Source organism: Zestomonas insulae (assembly GCF_016901015.1).
Classification (GTDB): domain Bacteria; phylum Pseudomonadota; class Gammaproteobacteria; order Pseudomonadales; family Pseudomonadaceae; genus Aquipseudomonas; species Aquipseudomonas insulae.
On the sequence record NZ_JAFEUP010000006.1, the window covers coordinates 74,221 to 89,063 of the forward strand.

The 14,843-nt window shown below is 69.2% G+C and carries 15 protein-coding genes; 11 read left to right on the top strand and 4 right to left on the bottom strand.

Going from position 1 to position 14,843, the window contains the following annotated elements:
* Nucleotides 1–5: 5 nt before the first annotated feature.
* The 3 genes from JQX08_RS18905 to JQX08_RS18915 are packed head-to-tail and all read right to left on the bottom strand — an operon-like array spanning nt 6 to nt 3,863.
* Nucleotides 6–206, bottom strand: a complete 201-nt coding sequence (locus tag JQX08_RS18905) for a DUF1656 domain-containing protein (RefSeq protein ID WP_205349971.1) — start codon at nt 204–206, stop codon at nt 6–8.
* Entirely contained in the window at nt 196–2,358 is a 2,163-nt protein-coding gene (locus tag JQX08_RS18910; RefSeq protein ID WP_205349972.1) for an FUSC family protein, read from the bottom strand. Before JQX08_RS18910 ends, JQX08_RS18905 begins: the two co-directional genes overlap by 11 nt.
* An 8-nt stretch (nt 2,359–2,366) precedes the next feature.
* Complete coding sequence (locus JQX08_RS18915) at nt 2,367–3,863, bottom strand: efflux transporter outer membrane subunit (protein ID WP_205349973.1); 1,497 nt, start codon at nt 3,861–3,863, stop codon at nt 2,367–2,369.
* 154 nt (nt 3,864–4,017) lie between these two features.
* On the opposite strand from JQX08_RS18915, the gene JQX08_RS18920 reads away from it, so the two are divergent.
* Nucleotides 4,018–4,965 (top strand): LysR family transcriptional regulator, encoded by a 948-nt coding sequence (locus JQX08_RS18920; protein WP_205349974.1) that lies wholly within the window; start codon nt 4,018–4,020, stop codon nt 4,963–4,965.
* Nucleotides 4,966–4,974: 9 nt separating this feature from the next.
* Here the strand turns inward: JQX08_RS18920 and JQX08_RS18925 are convergent, their stop codons facing one another.
* Nucleotides 4,975–6,465: an ATP-binding protein gene (locus JQX08_RS18925; RefSeq protein WP_205349975.1), complete on the bottom strand. Its 1,491-nt coding sequence runs from the start codon at nt 6,463–6,465 to the stop codon at nt 4,975–4,977.
* A gap of 253 nt (nt 6,466–6,718) precedes the next feature.
* Between JQX08_RS18925 and JQX08_RS18930 the strand changes: the two genes are divergently transcribed.
* The 10 genes from JQX08_RS18930 to JQX08_RS18975 all read left to right on the top strand — a co-directional run bounded on the left by JQX08_RS18930 (nt 6,719) and on the right by JQX08_RS18975 (nt 14,830).
* The gene (locus JQX08_RS18930; RefSeq protein ID WP_205349976.1) at nt 6,719–7,894 is read left to right on the top strand and encodes an acyl-CoA dehydrogenase family protein; all 1,176 of its coding nucleotides are present in this window, start codon (nt 6,719–6,721) and stop codon (nt 7,892–7,894) included.
* Nucleotides 7,895–7,958: 64 nt separating this feature from the next.
* Nucleotides 7,959–8,324 carry a hypothetical protein gene (locus JQX08_RS18935; RefSeq protein ID WP_205349977.1) on the top strand — a complete coding sequence of 122 codons (366 nt, stop codon included), beginning with the start codon at nt 7,959–7,961 and terminating at the stop codon, nt 8,322–8,324.
* Nucleotides 8,325–8,327: 3 nt separating this feature from the next.
* On the top strand, nt 8,328–8,816 hold the full coding sequence (locus JQX08_RS18940; protein ID WP_205349978.1) for a nuclear transport factor 2 family protein: 489 nt from the start codon (nt 8,328–8,330) through the stop codon (nt 8,814–8,816).
* Nucleotides 8,813–9,961, top strand: coding sequence for an amidase (locus JQX08_RS18945; RefSeq protein WP_205349979.1), 1,149 nt, complete (start codon nt 8,813–8,815; stop codon nt 9,959–9,961). Before JQX08_RS18940 ends, JQX08_RS18945 begins: the two co-directional genes overlap by 4 nt.
* A 10-nt stretch (nt 9,962–9,971) precedes the next feature.
* On the top strand, nt 9,972–11,255 hold the full coding sequence (locus tag JQX08_RS18950) for an aromatic ring-hydroxylating oxygenase subunit alpha (protein WP_205349980.1): 1,284 nt from the start codon (nt 9,972–9,974) through the stop codon (nt 11,253–11,255).
* Nucleotides 11,252–11,752, top strand: coding sequence for an aromatic-ring-hydroxylating dioxygenase subunit beta (locus JQX08_RS18955; RefSeq protein ID WP_205349981.1), 501 nt, complete (start codon nt 11,252–11,254; stop codon nt 11,750–11,752). Before JQX08_RS18950 ends, JQX08_RS18955 begins: the two co-directional genes overlap by 4 nt.
* A gap of 10 nt (nt 11,753–11,762) precedes the next feature.
* Nucleotides 11,763–12,503, top strand: coding sequence for an SDR family NAD(P)-dependent oxidoreductase (locus JQX08_RS18960; protein WP_205349982.1), 741 nt, complete (start codon nt 11,763–11,765; stop codon nt 12,501–12,503).
* A gap of 167 nt (nt 12,504–12,670) precedes the next feature.
* Nucleotides 12,671–13,624, top strand: coding sequence for a PDR/VanB family oxidoreductase (locus JQX08_RS18965; RefSeq protein WP_205349983.1), 954 nt, complete (start codon nt 12,671–12,673; stop codon nt 13,622–13,624).
* Nucleotides 13,625–13,739: 115 nt separating this feature from the next.
* The gene (locus tag JQX08_RS18970; protein WP_205349984.1) at nt 13,740–14,450 is read left to right on the top strand and encodes a ferric reductase-like transmembrane domain-containing protein; all 711 of its coding nucleotides are present in this window, start codon (nt 13,740–13,742) and stop codon (nt 14,448–14,450) included.
* Complete coding sequence (locus JQX08_RS18975; RefSeq protein WP_205349985.1) at nt 14,447–14,830, top strand: cytochrome c3 family protein; 384 nt, start codon at nt 14,447–14,449, stop codon at nt 14,828–14,830. Before JQX08_RS18970 ends, JQX08_RS18975 begins: the two co-directional genes overlap by 4 nt.
* Nucleotides 14,831–14,843: the final 13 nt, after the last annotated feature.

Consider the following 14,843-nt stretch of genomic DNA (forward strand, 5'->3'; position numbering starts at 1 on the left):
GGTTCTCAACGGTAGATGGCCAGGGCGAGGGCGGCGTACAGGCAGGTGAACAGGCCCACGCGCAGCAGGGTCGGGTGCCAGGCGTGGCGGTACAGGCCGGCGCGGGCGAGCAGGCGGTCGAGGCCCCAGGCCAGCAGCAGGACGACGAGGAACAGCAGGGTCAGGCTCGGCAGGTAGACGCCGTGCAGGGGGATTTCACGCGGCAAGGGCGACTCCGCTGAGACGGCTGGGCGCCGCGCTGGCGCGCAGCGGTGCCTGCGGATCGAGCAGCGAGGTGCGGATGAAGTGCAGGTAGCTGAGCACGCGGCGCAGCGGCGAGCTGTCGAACTGCGGCGCGCACGGTTCGGCCGTGGCGCGCACCGCGGCGATGGCCTGCTCGACGGCGTGCAGGGCGCGCTGGCGATTGCCGTCGTCGGGCTGGATGAACAGCCGCACCAGGGTGCGGCCCATGGCCCGGATCGCCTGACGCCAGGCCATCGCCTCGGCGTAGCAGGGCAGCGCCGGCAGGCGCGCCTGCTCGAGGCGCAGCTCGATCACCGCGTGGCCGACTTCCTGGACCAGGAACATCCAGCGCAGCAGCTGGCGCTGCACGTCGGCGCGCCCGGCCGAGGAGGCGTAGGCCTGGTTGAGCAGGTCGCGGGTGCCGCTCTCGAAATCCGAGACCAGGCCCTTGAGGCGTCCGCCCACCGCGCGCACCACGCACAGGCGCAGGTCCTGCTCCAGGCGCCGCCACAGCCAGGGCCGGTTGGGCGGCAGGATCACCGCGGCGCCGACGGTGGCCAGGGCCATCGACAGCAGCGAGGCGAGGTACTCGTTGAACAGCCGGCCGGGGTCGTAGCTGGTCAGGTTGGCCGGCAGGGCGATCATGCAGAACCACACCAGCAGGCCGACCCCGTAGCCGCTCCACTGGCTGCGCGAGAGCAGCAGCGCGCCGAGCGCGAACACCGGCGCCAGGGCGCAGCAGAGCAGGGCGAAGCCGTCCAGCCAGGGCAGCACGACGAGGGTCAGGAAGCTGCCGAGCAGCGCTCCGCCCAGCGCGCCGAGGCTCAGTTGCAGGGCCATGCGACGCGGGCTGGCGGCGCTCGAGGTGAGCGCCGAGATCATCCCCACGGTCATCGCGAAGGTGCCGCCGCTGGGCCAGGCGGTGGCCAGCCAGAACAGGCTGAGGGCGAGGATCAGCAGGCTGCTGCGCAACCCGGCGACCGCCGCGCCGGCGGCGTTGGCGCGCGGCCGGAAACTGTCCGGCCACTGCTCGCGGGCGTGGTGGTCGTCGCGCAGCGAGGCGTGGGTCTGCGCGTAGCTGTGCAGGTCGTCGGCCAGGCGATAGAGCAGCTCGGCGGCGGTCTCGTAGTCGAGCGCCTGTGCTTCGCTGGGTTGCTGGATGGCCAGGCGCGCGCGGCCGTCACGCAGCAGGCCCATCAGCTCGTCCTTGCAGGCCGCCAGACGCTGCGCGAAGTGCGCCGCCTCGGCCTCGTCGCAGAGCCGTTCGCGCAGCGGCGCGAGCACGCTGACGAGTTCCGCGAGGCTCGCGGCCAGCGCCTCGCGCACCGGCGCACCGGCTTCACCGGCGAGGCGGCGGAGCAGCTGGTGGAGGGCGTGGAAGCGCGTCGAGAGGACCATGAACTCGGTGTTCAGGCGCGCCAGCCGGCCGCTGCGCAGGCGCATCTGCGGGTCCTCGAAGGTGGTCGCGCTGCGCAGGTTTTCCAGGCTCACCGCGGTGGCGGCGAAGCGCGCGTTGAGCGCCTCGAAGCGCGCCGGCTCGAGCTCGCCGGCCAGACCGCTGCAGGCCAGGCCGGCGAAGTCGCGAAAGCGCGCGTGCAGGGTGCGGTGCAGGTCGGCGCGGGCGGTCTGCGGCAGCAGCAGGCCGTTGACCAGGCCGGTGCTGAGGATGCCCAGGCTGATCTCCAGCACCCGCCACAGCGCCTGCATGAACGCGCCTTCCGGGTGCTGGGTGGCCGGCAGGCCGATCATCACCGCGGTGTAGCCAGCGAGCAGGCAGGCGTAGCCGCGGAAATCGCGGTAGCGCGCCGCGCCGGCGGTGCACAGGCCGATCCACAGCGCCACGCTGAGCAGGAACGGCAGGCGCTGCTGATTGAACAGGGCGATCAGCGCGACCATCACGCTGAGGCCGAGCAGGGTGCCGACGATGCGGTAGAAACTCTTCGCCAGCACCTGGCCGCTCTGCGGCTGCATGACGATGAACACGGTGACCAGCACGGTGCTCGGCTGCGGCAGTTGCAGGCGGTAGGCCAGCCACAGGGCGAGGAAGGCGCTGAGCAGCGCCTTGCCGACGAACAGCCAGGTGACGCCTTGGCTGCCGGCCCAGTCGGCCAGCGCGCGGGAAAACGTGAGCGGCATGACAATCCTCAGGGCAGGCGCAGGGTCGGCTCGACCGGGGTGAGCGCGGCGGGCGCCGGGCCGGCGCTGGGCTGTGCGCCCCCGCCGAGGGCCAGCAGCAGGTCGGTCTGGGCGCGCAGCTGGGCGGCGCGCACGCGCTGTTGCTGGCGCTGGCGCTGGAACAGCAGCGGCTGGCTGGCGAGCACCGCGTCGAAGTCGCTGAGGCCGCGGCGCTGGGCGAGCAGGGCGAGCTCGCAACTGCGCTGCGCCTTATCCAGCGCGCGGGCGGCCAGCTGCGCCTGCTGCTCCAGCGAGTGCAGGCGCACCAGCGCATCGGCGACGCCGCGCACAGCCTGCAGCAGGGTCTGGTTGTAGTGGGCGACGGCCAGGTCGTAGTCGGCGCTCGCCGCGCCCAACGCGCCGCGCCGCCGGCCGCCGTCGAACAGCGGCAGGCTGAGCGCCGGGCCGAGGCCGTAGGTCAGCTTGTCGTAGCGCAGGAAGTCCAGACTGCCGCCCTGAACCGCCGCCGAGCCGAGCCCGCCGAGCAGGTCGATGTTCGGGTAGAAGTCGGCCTTGGCCACTTCGATGCCGCGCGCCGCGGCGGCCACCTGCCAGCGGCTGGCGACCAGGTCGGGACGCTGGCCGAGCAGCGCCAGCGGCAGGTGCGCGGGCAGGCCGAGCGGCTGCTGCAGGTTGAGGCGCGGGCGCTGCAGGGCCGCGCCGGCGCCCGGCCCCAGACCGGCGAGGGCGGCCAGTTGGTGGCGGCTGAGGGCGATGGCTTCGCCCAGCGCGTCGAGCTGGCGCTCGGTCTCCGGTAGCGCCGCCTCGGCGCGGCTGACTTCCAGGCCGGTACCGATGCCGTCGCGGCGGCGCCGTTCGGCGAGCTGCAGCAACTGTTCCTGCTGGTGCAGCTCGGCACGCAGGATGTCCTGTTCAGCGAACTGCAGGGCCAGGCCGATGTAGCTGCGCAGCAGGTTGCCCTGCAGTTCCAGGCGCGCCGCCTGCTCTTCGGCCACCGCCACCTGGGCCTGGCTCAGCGCCTGCGCGCTGCGGCTGCGTTCGCGACCCCACAGGTCAAGGTCGTAGCGCAAGCCCAGCTGGCTGGTGTTGTTCCAACTGCTGCTGCGCGCCAGGTCGCCGGGGCCGTAGAAGGGGTCGTCCGGCCAGCGCTTGCGCTGCATGCTGAGCGCCGCGTCGAGCTGCGGCGCCTCCGCCGCCTCGACCACCCCGGCCTGCGCGCGGGCCTGGCGCAGGCGCGCCGTGGCACTGGCCAGACTCGGGCTGTCGGCCAGCGCGGTGGCCATCCAGGCGTCCAGCTGCGGGTCGCCGAAGGCCTGCCACCAGGCGGCTTGCGGCCAGCCGGCGGCCTGCCGGGCACCGGCGATGGCGCCACCGAGGGCGAGCTGCTGCGCCGCTAGGCGCTGGCTTTGCGGGACGATGCCGTGGCTGTCGATGCACGCGGAAAGCAGGGAGACAACGAGGAACAAACTGGCGCGGGCGAACCCGGGCCGGAGAAGGCGGAGCACTGCGGCACGTCCTGATGGGCACTGTCGGCGGCGATTCTACGAGGCGCGCGCGGGGCGGATAAGCGGCCCAAAAGGAGAAGGATTGTGTACTAAAACAACAATAATCCCTGGCCGGCTTCGTGCCAGAATTCGCCTTTCGCGGCAGGAGTCGTCGATGGACATCGTCTTCAACATGCGCACTTTCGTCTGTGTCGCGGAAACCGGCAGCTTCACCGCCGCCGCGCAGCGCCTCGACCTGACCACCTCCTACGTGTCACGCACCATCGCCAGCCTGGAAAGCCACCTGCAGACCCGCCTGCTGCACCGCACCACGCGGCGCATCGCGCTGACCGAGGCGGGCCAGCGCTACCTGCTGCGCTGCGAGCAGATCCTCGGCTACCTGGCCGAGGCCGAGGCGGAAGCCGGCGAGGCGCATGCGCGGCCGGCCGGCAACCTCAAGGTGCACGCGATGACCGGCATCGGCCAGCATTACCTGATCCAGGCGATCGCCGAATACAGCGAGAAGTACCCCGAGGTTAGCTTCGACCTGACCCTGGCCAACCGCACCACCGACATCCTCGACGAGGGCTACGACATCTCGGTGGTGATCGCCCAGGAGTTGCCCGATTCGGGCTTCATCTACAAGCAGCTCGGCAGCACCTACAGCGTGCTGTGCGCCGCCCCGGCCTACCTGGAGAAGCACGGCACGCCGCGTCTGCCGGGCGAACTGGGCCAGCACCGCTGCCTGCGCCTGGTCAACAATGTGATGTCGCTGGACCGCTGGCTGCTCGACGGCCCCGATGGCAAGGAGCTGGTCACCGTCGAGCGCACGCCGTTCCAGGTCAACACCGGCGACGCGATGACCGAGGCGGTGCGCGCCGGCATGGGTATCGGCGCGCTGCCGCTGTACTCGGCGATCGGCGGCCTGCAGGACGGCAGCCTGGTGCGCGTGCTGCCCAACCACAGCCTGTTTCCGCTGGGCATCTTCGCGCTGTACCCGTCGCGGCAGTTCCTCGACGCGAAGATCCGCACCTGGGTCGAGTTCCTCCGCGAGTTCATCCCCGAGCAGGTGCGCGCCGACGAGCAGGGCGTGGCCGCGCTGAGCCTGCGCCTCGGTCGCTAGAACAGCTTCTTAGGCCGGTGTCGGCCCCTTCGCGCGTGGCAGCGAGAAGCAGAACATCGCCCCGCTGGGCGTGACGTTCTGCGCCCAGATGTCGCCGCGGTGCCGCGAGATGATGTTCTTGCACAGCGCCAGGCCGATGCCGTTGCCGCTGACCTTGGAGGAGAAGAAGCCGTCGAACAGCTTCTCCTGGTGCCCGGCGTCGATGCCGCGGCCGCGGTCCTCGACGCACAGCACCGCCGAGTCGCGGCTCAGCGAGGTGTAGATGCGCAGCACGCGCTGCGGCAGCGGCAGGTCCATGAGTTCCTCGATGGCGTTGAACGCCAGGTTGAGAATCACCTGGCCGATCAGCACTCGCTCGCAGCTGACCCACAGCGGCACCTGGCTGGGTACCACCTCGATCTGCACCGAACTGGGCTGGCCCTTGAGGCTGATGAAGTACCGGGTCTCGGCGAGGATCTCGTTGAGGTCGACCAGTTGCTCGGTTTGCTCGAGCTTGACCAGGTAGCCGCGCACGCTCTTGATGATCAGCGAGGCGTGCTCGATCTGCCGCACCGCGCTCTGCAGGCCCCAGGCCACGCCCTGATTGGGCGCGTCGCTGTGCTCGAGGCGGATCAGCGCGCCCTCGATGAAGTTGCGCGTGGCCGCCAGCGGCTGGCTCAGCTCGTGGGAGATCGCCGCGGCCATCTCGCCCATCGCGTTATGCCGCGCCAGGTACTCGAGCTTCTGCTCGCTGGCACGCCGCGCTTCCTCGGCGTTGACCTGCTCGCTGACGTCGCGGAACAGCAGCAGGTGGCCCTTGAGATCGTCCTCCAGCTCGATGTAGCGGCAGGTCGCATGGTGCCAGTGCCAGCTCTGATCCTGGTGCTGGATGCGGTAGTGCACGCTGTAGGCGCCGCGGCCCGGCCGCTTGCGCTGCAGGTTGGCGAGCAGGCGACGGCGTGACGGCTCGTCGCAGCGGGCGACGAAGCTCTGCCCGACCAGCGGCTGGCCGTCGGCACCGAGCAGGCGCTCGCCGGACTCGCTGAGGAACTGCAGGGTGCCGTCGGCCGCCAGCACCGCGACGCCCTCGGCGAGGTCCTGCATGAATGCCTTGAGGCGGCTCTCGAAGCGCTTGAGGTCGCGCTTGACCTGTTCTTCCTTGGAAATGTCGCGGAACTGCACCATCAGCACGTCGCGCTCGGCGAGGTGCACCAGGGTGGCGATCGCCTCGGAGAGGATGTCCACGCCCTGCTTGGAGCGGTAGCACCACTCGATGGCGCGCTGGCCGGTGCGCGCCGCGCCGGCCAGCCAGCGCAGGCCGACCGAACGGCGGTACTTGGGGTCCGGATTGGTCATGTCCGGCGCCTTCAGCGGCACCAGTTCCTCGAGGCTGAAACCCAGCACGCCGAGCGCCGCGGCGTTGGCCCAGAGGATCTCCTTGGTCTTGGCGTCATGCAGGATGATGCACAACGGCATCGCCTCGATGAGCCGGTGAAAGTCACTGTCCTGCGGCGTGAACATCGCTGCGCCTCTGCCGGTTGCCGAGCCGTCGTGCGGCCCCACTGCTTTATACCCTCAGCCTATCGGTCGGGCGCTCAGAAGTAACCCGTCAGCGTCTAGGTAATTCCTTTAGACACGCCCGGTGTCTCCACTAAGCGCCGGCCGAAGCCCCCAATTGAGCGGCCTCGACGGCGATTCATAGACTGGCCACACAGGGTCAGCACTCCTCCGCGGAGTCCTTGGCCGGCATCCAGAATAAAACGGAGAAGACGCCATGCTGAGCTCAGCTGCGGCCGAGAAGAATGCCACCCGCGAATCGATCGGCACCGGTGTCGACGCCCCCGGCTTCCAGGCCGTGGTCGACGAAGTGCGCGCCCGCCGCGACGAGTTCGACGCCAAGGCCCACGTGCCGGTCGACATGATCGCCAAGTTCAAGGCCGTCGGCATCTACCGCGCCGCCACGCCGCAGTGCTTCGGTGGCGATGCGCTGCCGCCCGCGCGGTTCCTGCACATGATCGAACGCATTTCCGAAGCCGACGGCTCGGCCGGCTGGGTAGCCAGCTTCGGCAGCGCCAGCGTGTACCTCGCCGCGCTGCCCAAGGCGAGCCTGGCCAAGCTGTACGCCAACGGTCCCGATATCGTCTTTGCCGGTGGCCTGTTCCCGATTCAGCCGGCCGAGCCGGTCGAGGGCGGCGGCTGGAAGGTCAATGGCACCTGGAAATTCGCCAGCGGCTGCAAGGGCGCCGATGTGCTCGGGGTCGGTATCGGCGCCAGCGGTCCCGGCGGCAAGCCGCGCACCGCGCTGTTCCCGGCCGACCAGGTGGAAATCGTCGAGAACTGGAAGGTGATGGGCCTCAAGGGCACCGGCAGCCACGACCTGCGCGTCAAGGACGGTTTCATCAGCGACGACTGGACCTTTATTCGCGGCGGTGAGCCGAGCATCGACGAGCCGCTGTACCGCTACCCGACGGTGGCCTACGCCGCCCAGGTTCTGGCGGTGGTCAACCTCGGTCTGGCGCGTGCCGCGCTGGACGAAATCAACCGCATGTCCGGCGGCCGCACCGGCGCCACTGGCGCACCGAAGCTGGCCGACCGCGCCTACTTCCGCATTGACGCAGCCAAGGCCGAAGCCGATCTGTGTTCCGCGCGGGCGTTCTTCTACGAAGCCACCGAGCAGGTCTGGCAGTCGATCCTCGACGGCCACCCGGTCACCGACGAGCAGGTCGCCCAGCTGCGCCTGGCCGCCGTGCATGTGGCGCGGGTCGGCGCCAGCGTCGTGCAGCGTGCCTACACCCTCGCCGGTATCGCCGCCATCTACGACCAGAACCCGCTGCAGCGTTACCTGCGCGACGCCATGGTGGTGACCCAGCACGCCTTCCTCGGCGATGGCATGTACGACGGCGCCGGCGCGGTGATGCTAGGCGTGCCGCCGATCCCCGGTTTCCTCTGAGTGGCTCGCGCCGCTCGCTAGCTCTCATTCACAGATTCGTTTTCCCAGATTCGAGGATTGATCCATGTCGCAGACCCAAGAACCCCTCCGCGTCGTCTTCTGCATCGGCATCACGCAGAACTTTTTCGACCTGCCCACCGGCGAAGGCCTCGCCGTGTGGAAAGGCTTCAGCGCCATGATGGGCTCGCTCGGCGCGCTGCCGGGGGTGACCGTGCTCGGCGCGATGGATGACGACCGGCTGATGGTCGGTGCCTCCACCACCTCGCCGTGGACCGTGTACATCATGGCCGACGTCGACTGCCACCAGACGGTGATCGACGCCTGCAACCTGTTCCGCACCACCCCGGTGAACGAGTTCAGCCTGTGGAAGTACGCCAAGATCGAAGCGCGTATCGGCCGCCCGCTGACCATTCCCGAAGCGGCGCGCTAAGTCATGTCCGTTGCCCTGACCGATCTGCTCCAGCGCCTCGTCACCCTTGAGGGGGAGAGCGCGGTGCGCCGCGTGGTGGCGCGCTACATGGACCTCTGCGACGTGCCGCATGCACCGGTCGCCGTGGCCGAGCTGGCCGCGCTGTTCACCGAGGACGCGATCTGGGAAGGCATCGGCGCGCAGTACGTCGAGAAGTTCGGCCGTCAGCAGGGCCGTGACGCGGTGGCGGCGTTCGTCGCCGCCTACCTGCCGCCGTCGCCGCACTTCGCGGTGAATCTGCATTTCCTCACCAGCGAGGCGATCCAGGTCGACGGCGACAGCGCCCGCGGGCAATGGATCATGCAGCAGATTTCCACCTACGAAGACGGCCGCTCCGAGCTGATCAGCGCGCGCCTCAATCTCGATTTTCGCTGTGTCGACGGTCAGTGGCTGATCGCCCATTTCCGCACCCAGCGCCTGTTCAACAGCCCCCTGGGAGAGGTTCGCCCATGAGCGTGTTCGTCAACCAGATCGCCCTCGGCGAACCCGGCGGCCTGCGCGTCGCCATCAAGGATTCGATCGACATCGCCGGCCAGCCGACCTGCGCCGGCAGCCGCGCGCTGGCCAATGCCGCACCGGCGACGCGCAACGCCGCGGTGGTCGATGCACTGCTCGACGCCGGCTGGCACATCGTCGGCAAGACCAACATGCACGAGCTGGCGTTCGGCGTCACCGGGATCAACGACTGGACCGGCACGCCGGTCAATCCGCAGGCCCCCGAGCGGGTCCCCGGCGGTTCGTCGAGTGGCTCCGCGGTGGCGGTCGCCGCCGGCCTCGCCGACGTCGCCCTGGGCACCGACACCGGTGGCTCGGTGCGCGTGCCGGCGGCCTGCTGCGGGGTGTTCGGCCTCAAGCCGAGCTTCGCCCGGGTCAGCCGTGCCGGCGTGCACCCGGCCTTCACCACCCTCGATTGCGTCGGCCCGTTCGCGGCCAGCATGGCCCACCTGAGTGCGGCGATGCAGGCGATCTGCCCGGGCTTCCAACCGTTCACCCTGCAGCCCGGCGCGCCGCGCGTGGCGCTGCTCGAAGTGGCCTGCGACCCGCTGATCCAGGCCTGCCTGGAACGGGTCATCGACTTCGTCGGCTGGCAGCGCCGCGACCACGCGCTGGAGGGCTTCACCGATGCCTTCGAAGCCGGCCTGACGGTCATCAATCACGAAACCTGGGCGGCCTTCGGCCACCTCACCGGGCAGGGCCTGATCGGCGCTGACGTCGAGCAGCGCCTGCTCGCCGCCAGCCGCACCGATGCGGTCGCCCTGGCCCACGCCGAGCTGGTGCGCGCGCGCTTCAGTCAGGCGGTCGACGCCGCCCTGGCCACCCACGACGTACTGCTGCTGCCGACCCTGCCGGAGCTGCCGCCGCTGCTCAGCGAGGCCCGCCAGGGTCGCGCGGTCGGCGGCATGACCCCGCTGGCGCGGCCGTTCAACCTCAGCGGCCACCCTGCGCTGTCGGTGCCGGTGCCGCTCGGCGATGGCGGGCTGAAGATCGGCCTGCAGATCGTCGGCCGCAAAGGCGAGGACGAACGCGTCTGCGCCTATGGCGCGCAACTGGAACACGCCCTGGCTGCCGTGCGGCCTACGAACAAGAACTACGCCTGAGGAGAACCCCATGAGCGCCCCTGAGAATGGTCTGATTGCCAAGACCCGCAGCGTCGAGGAGCTGATCCAGTCGGACCGCGTCGACGTATCCCTGTACTACGATCCGGAGCTCTACGAAGTCGAGCTGGAAAAGATCTTCTACCGCACCTGGGTGTGGGTCGGTCACGAGAGCGAAATCCGCAACGCCGGCGACTTCCGCACCACCAGCATCGCCCGTCGTCCGGTGATCGTGGTGCGCGACAAGAAGGGCGGCATCAACGTCCTCGAGAACCGCTGCCGCCACCGTGGCGCCACCGTGTGCGAGAAGCACAAGGGCAACGCCACTGGCTTCACCTGCCCGTACCACAGCTGGTCCTACGCCCTCGACGGCAAGCTGCGCGCGCTGCCCTATCCGGACGGTTACGAGGACATCCTCGACAAGTCCGAGCTGCCGCTCAACAGCCTGAAGGTCGGTACTTACGCGGGGATGATCTTCGCCAGCTTCAACCCGGACGTGGAGCCGCTGGAAGACTTCCTCGGCGGTGCCAAGCACTGGATGGACCTGTTCATGAAGCAGGGCGCCGGCTACCCGATCAAGGTGCAGGGCGAACACAAGTTCAAGTTCGGCGGCAACTGGAAGATCCAGCTGGAAAACACCACCGACGGCTACCACTTCCCGATCGTGCACAAGTCGTTCATGTCCTCGGTGGATGAAGAAACCGAAGAAATGCTCTCCTTCATGCACGACGAGAAGGCTGTCACCCACGCCCTCGGCAACGGCCACAGCGTGATGGTGATGGTCCCCGAGCACGTCGACCTCGACCACGACGACGGCACCGAGCAGCTCCAGGAGCGCTTCGCCCACGTCACCGAGGAACTGTCGAAGACCATGGAACCGGCCCAGGTGCGCCGCATCGTGCGTTCGCTGCACGGCGCCGGCTTCAACCTCAACCTGTTCCCCAACGTCGCCATGTCGATGTCGTTCTTCCGCGTGCTCAACCCGCTGTCGGTCACCGAGACCGAGATCCGCCACGTTGCCCTCGGCATGGACGGCGGCCCGGAAATCGCCAACCGCGAGCGCATGCGTGTCCACGAACACTTCCAGGGCCCGTTCGGCTTCGGCACCACCGATGACGCCGAGGCCTGGGAACGCGTGCAGCGCGGCTCCTATGGCGGCCCGCAGCTGCCGATCCTGGTAAACCGCGGCCTCAATCGCGAAGTCGTTGCTGAAAACGGCGACAAGGTCTCCCACGCCACCGACGAAGGCGGCATGCGCGAAGCCTATGCCATGTGGAAAAGGATGATGAGCCAATGAGCAATCAAGACAATCTGAGCGGCCTGTCCGCACCGCTGGCGCAGGCCATCGAGTTCATCTGGCGCGAAGCCGAGCTGCTCGACAGCAAGAACTACGCGGCCTGGTCCGAGCTGTGGAGCGAGGAGGGTATCTACGTGATCCCGATCGACCCGGACACCACCGACTTCGCCGCCAGCCTGAACTACGTCTACGACGACGCGCGCATGCGTGACCTGCGCATCGAGCGCCTGACCAGCGGCTTCGCGCCGTCGGCGGTGGACGCCGCGCGCACCGTGCGCAGCGTGTCGCGCTTCACCCTGGTGGAAGCGGCCGGCAACGTCGTCGAGGTGCGTTCCGCTCAGCTGCTGTTCGCCTACAAGCGTGGCGTGCACACCCCGGTGGCCGCGGATCTGACCCACCGCATCCGCTTCGAGAACGGCGTCGGCCGCCTCGAGCTGAAGGTAGTGCGCCTGATCAACTCCCAAGACAACCTGACCGCGCTCGGTTATCTGCTCTGAGGTGAACCCGATGTCCCGAGTAGCCCTGATTACCGGCGCCGCGCGCGGCCTTGGCGAATGCATTGCCCGTGCACTGCACGGCGCCGGTTACCGCGTGGCGCTGGCCGATGTGCAGCTGGACGCCGTGCAGCAGCTCGCCGATCAGCTCGACCCGTCCGGGCAGAGCGCCGTGGCGCTGCAGCTCGACGTGCGCGACAAGGCCGCGTTCGAAGCGGCACGTGACCTGCTCGTCGCGCGCTGGGGCGGCACCGATGTGCTGGTCAACAACGCCGGCAAATCCAAGGTCGCTGCGCTGATGGAGATCAGCCCGGAAGAGTTCGACGAGATCGTCGCCATCAACCTGCGCGGCACTTTCGTCGCCTGCCAGGTGTTCGGCGCGCACTTCGCCGAGCGCGGCTTCGGGCGGATCATCAACATCGGCTCGCTGGCCGGGCAGAACGGCGGCACCGCCACTGGCGCGCACTACGCGGCGGCCAAGGGCGGCGTGGCGACCCTGACCAAGGTGTTCGCCCGCGAGCTGGCCAGCCGTGGCGTGACGGTCAACAGCATCTCGCCGGGTCCGCTGGACCTGCCGGTGGTGTACGAGACCGTGGCCCCCGAGCGTATCGCGCAGATCAAGCAGATGGTGCCGGTCGGCACCCTCGGTTCGGCCGACTACATCGCCGACAGCGTGCTGCTGCTCGCCGCCGACCACGCCGCCTCGGTGACCGGCGCCTGCTGGGACATCAACGGCGGCTTGTTTATGCGTTGATGCTTTATCCCTCTCCTTCTCTTCATAAAAGAAGGACGGGAGAGGGGCGTTCATGTGCCGGATCGGGCCCGCGTGGCGCGGTCCAACCCCCTCTCCCGTCGGGAGAGGGCTGGGGTGAGGGGCCTTTCCTTCACCCGATTCACGAATCAACTTCGCCAGGTGCTGCAATGATGAAAGTCCGGATCGAAAAAATCGTCGAGGAAGCGCAGGACATTCGCTCCTTCCGCCTGGTGCGTCTCGACGGCCAACCCTTCGAGGCCTACGAGCCGGGCGCCCACGTGGACGTCACCGGACCGACCGGGGTAACCCGCCAGTACTCGCTGTGCAGCCCGCCGGACGACGGCGCCGCCTACCTGGTCGCGGTGAAGAAGGAAGCGCAGTCGCGCGGCGGCTCGCAGGCCCTGCACGACCTGGTAAAGGAAGGCGAGGAGCTGGACATCGGCGCGCCGCGCAACCTGTTCCGCCTTGCTCCGGAAGCCCGCGAGCATGTGCTGGTGGCCGCCGGTATCGGCGTCACGCCGCTGCTGTCGATGGCCTACCGGCTGGTCGCCACCGGGCAGAGCTTCCGCCTGCACTACTTCGCCCGCTCGCCGGAATATGCGGCGTTCACCGCGCTGCTCGAGCGTGCGCCGTTCGCCGGCAATGTCGAGTTCCACTACGGCGTCGAGCCGGCCGAGCTGGATGCCGCGCTGAGCGCCTGTCTGGCCAGTGCCAGCGGCGAAGCGCACGTCTACACCTGCGGCCCGGCGCCGTTCATGAACAAGGTGGTGGAAGTCGCCAGCCGCACGCGGCCGGCGGACAACGTGCATCTGGAACACTTCGCCGCCGACCCGGCCGCGCAGAGTGGCCCGAGCGGCGGCTTCGAGGTCGAACTGGCCAGTTCCGGGGTGGTGCTGCATGTGCCGGCCGACAGCAGCCTGGTCGACGTGCTGCAGGCGCATGGTTGCGACATCGACACCGAGTGTCGCGAAGGCATCTGCGGCACCTGCATCGTCGAGGTGCTCGATGGCGAGCCGGACCATCGCGACAACTGCCTGTCGAACAAGGAAAAGGCCGCGAACAAGCAGATCTGCGCCTGCGTCTCGCGGGCCAAGAGCGCGCGGCTGGTGCTCGACCTGTAACGGCGGTGCGCGGCGTGCGCTAGGCACGCCGCGCAAACCGCTTGGCAGATGGCGACAAGCGGATCGGCCGGCGCGCCGCCACAATGGGGGGACTGTCCTTGCTGACGGAACCTGCATGGTCGTCCTGAGTCTGCGCATCGCGCTGTTCTGCCTGCTGCCCTTCGCCGTGCTGCTGCTGCTCGACGCGGTGCCCGGCGTGGCCCTGGCGTGGGATTTCGCTAACGCCGCCGGGCTGCTCGCCGCGCTGCTGATGCTCCTGCTGTTCGTCCTCACCGGCCGGCCACTGCGCCGTCCGCACCATGACGGCAAGTTCTTCCAGGTGCTGCACCGCGACCTCGGCTTCGCCGCCATCGTCTTGCTCGCCGTGCACATCGGCGTGCTGCTCTACGACGAGCCGCTGACCCTCGATTACCTGCTGCCGTCCGCGCCGGGCTACATGCTCGCCGGGCTCGGCGCCACGCTGTTGCTGCTGCTCATCGCGCCGCTCAGCCTGATACGCGTGCGCCGCAAGCTGTGGCGCGACCACCGCCACTTCAAGCGCTGGCACTACGCAGCCAGCCTGCTGCTGATCGGCCTGCTGGCCTGGCATGTGCTCGGCGCCGGCTTCTACCTGCACAGCACCTGGAAGATTGCCCTGTGGGGGCTGCTCAGCGTCGCCCTGCTGATCTGGCCACGCCTGCCGCGCGACAGCCTGGAGCGCAGCAGCGAGCGGCGCCGGCGCACCACCGCGCCGCTGGCCACGCGCCTGAGCCTCGCGGTGGCACTCGGCGCGCTGCTGTGCGCCGGGCTGTTCGCCGTGCTCGCCAACAGCGACCTGCCGCTATGAAGCGCGCCCTGCTCGCATTGCTGCTGCTCGGCCTGTTCGCTGCGCTGGGCTATGCCGGCTTCGCCCAGCACGCTGCCCAGGTACGCCAGCGGCCGTTGCTGCCGCTGAACTTCGATCACCGCCCGCATGGCAGCGTCAACTGCCTGACCTGCCACCACGACTACGCGCAGAAGGCGCAGACCCCGGGCGATGCGCCGACCTGCATCCTCTGCCACAAGCTGACCCCGGCGCTGGCCACGCAGATCGAAGGCGACTTCCACCAGCTGTGCCGCGGTTGCCACCTGCAGCGCAACCAGAGCCTGCAGCCCAGCGGGCCGCTGCGCCCCTGCCAGCAGTGCCACGTGCTGCCGCCGCCGACGGCGGGCGCGGCGCCGCCCTAGCGCGCGGACGCAA

Excerpts from the sequence above, each read along its gene's own strand:
- JQX08_RS18945 (WP_205349979.1), top strand. The coding sequence starts at position 8,813 with ATGAGCGTGTTCGTCAACCAGATCGCCCTCGGCGAACCCGGCGGCCTG.
- JQX08_RS18920 (WP_205349974.1), top strand. The coding sequence starts at position 4,018 with ATGGACATCGTCTTCAACATGCGCACTTTCGTCTGTGTCGCGGAAACC.
- JQX08_RS18965 (WP_205349983.1), top strand. The coding sequence starts at position 12,671 with ATGATGAAAGTCCGGATCGAAAAAATCGTCGAGGAAGCGCAGGACATT.
- JQX08_RS18955 (WP_205349981.1), top strand. The coding sequence starts at position 11,252 with ATGAGCAATCAAGACAATCTGAGCGGCCTGTCCGCACCGCTGGCGCAG.
- JQX08_RS18950 (WP_205349980.1), top strand. The coding sequence starts at position 9,972 with ATGAGCGCCCCTGAGAATGGTCTGATTGCCAAGACCCGCAGCGTCGAG.
- JQX08_RS18940 (WP_205349978.1), top strand. The coding sequence starts at position 8,328 with ATGTCCGTTGCCCTGACCGATCTGCTCCAGCGCCTCGTCACCCTTGAG.
- JQX08_RS18910 (WP_205349972.1), bottom strand. The coding sequence starts at position 2,358 with ATGCCGCTCACGTTTTCCCGCGCGCTGGCCGACTGGGCCGGCAGCCAA.
- JQX08_RS18975 (WP_205349985.1), top strand. The coding sequence starts at position 14,447 with ATGAAGCGCGCCCTGCTCGCATTGCTGCTGCTCGGCCTGTTCGCTGCG.
- JQX08_RS18935 (WP_205349977.1), top strand. The coding sequence starts at position 7,959 with ATGTCGCAGACCCAAGAACCCCTCCGCGTCGTCTTCTGCATCGGCATC.
- JQX08_RS18930 (WP_205349976.1), top strand. The coding sequence starts at position 6,719 with ATGCTGAGCTCAGCTGCGGCCGAGAAGAATGCCACCCGCGAATCGATC.
- JQX08_RS18925 (WP_205349975.1), bottom strand. The coding sequence starts at position 6,465 with ATGTTCACGCCGCAGGACAGTGACTTTCACCGGCTCATCGAGGCGATG.
- JQX08_RS18960 (WP_205349982.1), top strand. The coding sequence starts at position 11,763 with ATGTCCCGAGTAGCCCTGATTACCGGCGCCGCGCGCGGCCTTGGCGAA.
- JQX08_RS18970 (WP_205349984.1), top strand. The coding sequence starts at position 13,740 with ATGGTCGTCCTGAGTCTGCGCATCGCGCTGTTCTGCCTGCTGCCCTTC.